A 5,154-nucleotide genomic window follows, 5' to 3' on the forward strand; every position below is an offset into this window, starting at 1 on the left:
GATGGGTATATCTGAATTACTTCAGAGATATCTTGTAGGGCATTAATGAGGCGAGTACGCTCCGATAAGATCAATTGAACTGATTCTTCCTTAAAGTTCGTATTTGCTAAGGCTTTAAATACGATTTCCTGTGTTGCCCCTCCGATATTATAAGGAGGTTTAATTTTATTCAATAAGCTGATGATGGTAGGGTGTGCAAATGCCATGCCTAGACGAAGTGAGGCTAAGCCATAGGCTTTTGAAAGCGTCTGCATTACGATAACATGTGGAAACTTTGCTAATTCTAGAATAAAACTAGGCTCATCTGAAAAATCAATATAGGCTTCGTCAATGATAATAAATCCAGTTTTGAATGACTCAATTAAGGAATAAATATCCGAACGATTCAGTTTATTTCCTGTTGGATTATTGGGTGAGCAAATAAAAAGTAGCCGTGTATTTTCATCCACTGTTTGTAAAATGCCGTTCACATCTAATTGATACTGTTTGGTAAGACTAACCTTACGTTGTTCGATGTGATTAATCGATGCACTGACTTCATACATTCCATATGTAGGAGGGCATAAAATGATATTATGTACACCTGATTGACAAGTCATACGCATAATTAAGTCAATCGCCTCATCAGATCCATTACCAAGGAAAATTTGATCAATAGAGCAGGACTTTATGGTTGCTAATCGTTCTTTGATGTCTAATTGCAACGGATCTGGATAGCGATTCCAATTTTCTTCCAAGCCAGAACCTAGTGGATTCTCATTCGCATCTAAAAATACACCCTCTTTTCCCTTAAACTCATCTCTAGCAGATGAATATGGTTTTAGGTTCCAAATATGGGGTAATATGAAGTTTTCGAAATTCATATTTAGTCTAATCTAATTTTAACAGCATTCGCATGTGCCTGTAAGGACTCTGCCTCTGCCATATCTATTATGGTTTTACCTAATTGCTCTAATCCCTCTTTCGAAATGGATTGCAAGGTGATCTTCTTCGTAAAAGAATCCAAATTCACACCTGAATAGGCTCTCGCAAATCCATTAGTAGGTAAAGTATGATTTGTCCCTGAGGCATAATCTCCTGCAGATTCGGGTGTATAATTCCCTAGAAATATGGAACCTGCATTTCTGATTTTTTCTGCAAATAGTTCCGCATCGTCGCAAGCTAAGATCAAGTGTTCAGCCGCATACTCATTTAATAATTCAATTGCCTCTGCTGTAGTTTTGACTAAAACGAACTTAGAATTTGATAGTGCTTTTTCAGCTAGATCTTTTCTTGGCAAATCGTTTAACTGAGAGTTGATCTCAACGATTGTTTGTTCTATAATGGCTTTAGACGTGCTGATTAAAATAACCTGTGAATCGGAACCGTGTTCTGCCTGTGATAATAAATCTGATGCGATGTAGGCTGGATTTGCTGTATCGTCAGCATAAATGGCTAATTCTGATGGGCCAGCTGGCATATCGATGGCAATACCTAATCGGTTTGCATACATTTTAGCAGCCGTCACATATTGATTTCCTGGACCAAATATTTTATAAACTGCCGGCACACTCTCCGTTCCTAAACTTAAGGCTGCAATGGCTTGCGAACCACCTACTTTCGCCATCTTGGTTACACCACATAATTTCGCAGCATAAAAAATTGCAGGGTGTACGGCTGGTGTACAAAGAACGACTTCCTGACATTCAGCAATTCGAGCAGGAATAGCTAACATCAAAACCGTCGAAAATAGGGGAGCGGTTCCTCCTGGAATATAGATCCCTACTTTATCAATACCTGTGGCTTTTTGCCAACATAGAACACCCGGGTTTACTTCAATTTTATTTGGAACTAATTTTTGAGCTGCATGAAAAGCATAAATATTTGCATAGGCGTGATCAATAGCCTTTTGCAGTTCGACATCCGTTTGAGCTGCTAACTCATTCATTTCTTCTGCACTATACAGAATATCTGCAATCACTCTATTCTCGTAACTAGCAGTTAAATTACGCAAGGCTTGATCACCTTTCGCTTTTACTTGACTAAATACACCCGAAATTAAAACATCTAATTGCCCTTGCTCTAAAGCAGGACGTTGGCAAATAGTTGCATAATCTGAACGAGAAGGATAATTGATCTGTGTAAACATGATTAAAGAATCATTTTTTCAATAGGTAAGACTAAAATACCCTCAGCACCTGCTTCGCGCAAATTCTCGATGATATTCCAAAAATCATTTTCCTCAATTACCGAGTGTAACGAGAACCAACTTTTAGTTGCTAAAGGTAATACCGAGGGTGATTTCATTCCTGGTAATAAGGCAGTAACTTTTTCTATATTGTGTTCTTGAACGTTTAAAACCACATATTTAGCATTTTGACCTCTTTGAACTGAGTCAATTCTGAATAATAACTTGGCCAAAATGGCTTTCTTTTCTGCTGATAAAGCAGAATTTGAAATCATTACTGCTTGACTTTCAAAAACGGTGGCTACTTCTTTTAATCCATTGCTCAGAAGAGTTCCACCCGTTGAAACGATATCGCATATGCCTTCAGCGAGTCCTATGGATGGGGCTATTTCTACTGATCCAGAGATTTCATGCATTTCAGCCTTAACTCCATTCTTAAGTAAAAATTGATTCGTTAAATTTGGGTAAGACGTAGCGATACTTTTTCCTTCGAACTGCTTTAGATCAGTATAGGCTTCACCACGAGGTATAGCCAGCGAAAGACGGCATTTAGAAAAGCCTAATTCCTTTACAATATCCACTTTGCGCGTATGTTCCATTAAGACATTTAGTCCTACTACGCCTAGATCAGCGACTCCATCTTCTACGTAACCCGGAATATCATCGTCACGTAAGAATAAAAATTCTATTGGAAAGTTGCTAGAAATGGAACGAAGTTTAGAACCACCTGATTCAAATTTGATTCCACACTCTTTAAATAATTTTAAAGAGTCATCACTTAGGCGACCTGACTTTTGTACTGCTATTCTAATATTATTTGTGCTCATGGTAATTATTGATAAAAATTAAGCCCCGAGGTTATTCGAGGCTTAAACAATCATTTTTATAAAAACATTTTGATCGGATCCTCAAGGTATTGTTTCAGTGTTAACAGGAACGCAGCCCCTGATGCACCATCTACCACGCGATGATCACAAGTCAAAGTTAATTTCATAATGTTAGTTGCATAGAATTGACCATTCTTCACACCTACCGTTTCTTTAATTCCACCTACTGCAAGAATACAAGACTCCGGTGAATTAATGATCGAAGTGAATTGATCAATACCAAACATACCCAAGTTTGAAACGGTAAACGTGTTACCTTCCCAATCTTTCGGTTGCAATAACTTACCTTTAGCCTTAGCGCCTAAATCTTTTGCTTCTGCAGAGATTTGTGCGATTGATTTCTCGGATGCAAAACGGATTACTGGAACTAATAAACCATCTTCTACTGCAACAGCCATACCAATGTGCACATGTTTGTTTACACGAATACGGTCTTCCATCCAATAAGAGTTCACTTTAGGATGCTTAGCTAGTGATAGGGCAGTAGCCTTGATGACCATATCATTAAATGAAATCTTCACTGGGAATGTTTCATTCATACTGACACGCGCCTCCATGGCCTTATCCATGTTGATTTCCATCGTCAGATAGAATTCCGGAGCACTGAATTTAGATTCTGATAAACGACGCGCGATAGTTTTGCGCATCTGGCTGTTAGGAATATCTTCAAAGCTTTCTACACCGCCAGTGAAGTTTGCATTTGCGCCGCCTGAATTTGGATTGTATTCTTCTACGTCCGCTTTCGTGATACGACCACCTTCACCCGTTCCCGTGATCCAGTTTAGGTTATATCCTTTTTCTTTTGCCAAAGCACGTGCTAACGGACTTGCCTTCAATTCTACACCTGGCTTAGAGGCCGCTTTTTCTTCTACTACTGGAGCCTTTGTCATTACAGGTGCTGGTGCACTTGCGACGGGCGCAGCCACTGGAGCTGATGCAACAGGTGCTGGCGTAGCGGCTTTCGGAGCTGCTTCTGCATCTAAAATCAATTGGAAATTAGCGCCCGGTTCACCTACGATTGCAATAATGCCATCGACGATTACACCTTGTCCTTCTTTTGCTCCAATATAGAGTAGCGTACCATCTTCATAGTTCTCTAATTCCATGGTTGCTTTATCTGTTTCTACCTCTGCGATGATATCTCCACTCTTCACAACATCACCAACCGCTTTTAACCATTTAGCAATGACACCCTCAATCATGGTATCACTCATTTTAGGCATACGAACAGCAACTGCTTTAACTCCACTTAAGTCGATAGCTGGGGTAGGGACTGCAGTTTCTGCCACTGGTGCAGCTGCAGGTGCTTCTGCGACCACTACTGGAGTCGGAGCTGACGAAGTGGCTGGTGCAGCTAGAAGTGCTGAATAATCTTCTCCTGGTGTTCCTACGATAGCGATTATTCCATCTACAGGAACCGCTTCACCTACTTTAACACCAATATATAATAAGGTTCCGTCTTCGTAGTTTTCTAACTCCATTGTCGCTTTGTCAGTTTCTACTTCTGCGATAATGTCACCAGATTTAATTACGTCCCCTTCTTTTTTAAGCCAATTTGCGATCACACCTTCTAACATAGTGTCGCTCATCTTAGGCATTCTAATTACTTCAGCCATCTTATTTTGTTTGAAAGTTTAAAATTACGCTTTAAACCCTGTTTTTAAAAATTTTTGTGATAATTATTCTCTACTAATCAAGTTTAAGAACTGCCATAAATGCTTCTTGCGGAATTTCTACATTACCTACTTGACGCATACGTTTTTTACCTTTCTTCTGCTTTTCTAATAATTTACGCTTACGAGATATATCACCTCCATAACATTTGGCCAAAACATCCTTACGTAACGCCTTCACCGTCTCACGTGCAATGATTTTTTGTCCAATTGCTGCTTGAATAGCAATTTCAAACTGTTGCCTTGGAATTAATTCACGCAATTTCTCACACAAACGTTTACCCCAATCATAGGCTTTATCGCGGTGAACAATGGCAGACAAAGCATCTACTTTATCTCCATTCAACATGATATCTAATTTAACCATGTCGCCAGGTTCGTAATCTTTGTATTCGTAATCTAGGGAGGCATAACCTCTTGAAATCGT

Annotated in this window: 4 protein-coding genes and 1 pseudogene; all 5 read right to left on the reverse strand. The window is 39.4% G+C overall.

All coding sequences use genetic code 11. From position 1 onward, the window contains the following. The coding region (hisC, locus tag ACILP5_RS11015; RefSeq protein WP_395618697.1) for a histidinol-phosphate transaminase at positions 1-863 on the reverse strand (863 nt) is incomplete at its 3' end. Positions 864-865: 2 nt separating this feature from the next. Further along, positions 866-2,128: a histidinol dehydrogenase gene (hisD, locus tag ACILP5_RS11020; protein WP_395618698.1), complete on the reverse strand. Its 1,263-nt coding sequence runs from the start codon at positions 2,126-2,128 to the stop codon at positions 866-868. Between the two features lie 2 nt (positions 2,129-2,130). Next, positions 2,131-2,994 (reverse strand): ATP phosphoribosyltransferase, encoded by an 864-nt coding sequence (gene hisG, locus ACILP5_RS11025; RefSeq protein ID WP_395618699.1) that lies wholly within the window; start codon positions 2,992-2,994, stop codon positions 2,131-2,133. Positions 2,995-3,050: 56 nt separating this feature from the next. Further along, a complete protein-coding gene (locus tag ACILP5_RS11030) occupies positions 3,051-4,670 on the reverse strand; it encodes a 2-oxo acid dehydrogenase subunit E2 (protein WP_395618700.1) in 1,620 nt (539 codons plus the stop codon). A 73-nt stretch (positions 4,671-4,743) separates the two neighbouring features. Then, positions 4,744-5,154: pseudogene (locus tag ACILP5_RS11035) on the reverse strand (elongation factor 4); the annotation flags it as partial.

This window comes from Aquirufa sp. (assembly GCF_044239315.1).
Lineage (GTDB): Bacteria > Bacteroidota > Bacteroidia > Cytophagales > Spirosomataceae > Aquirufa.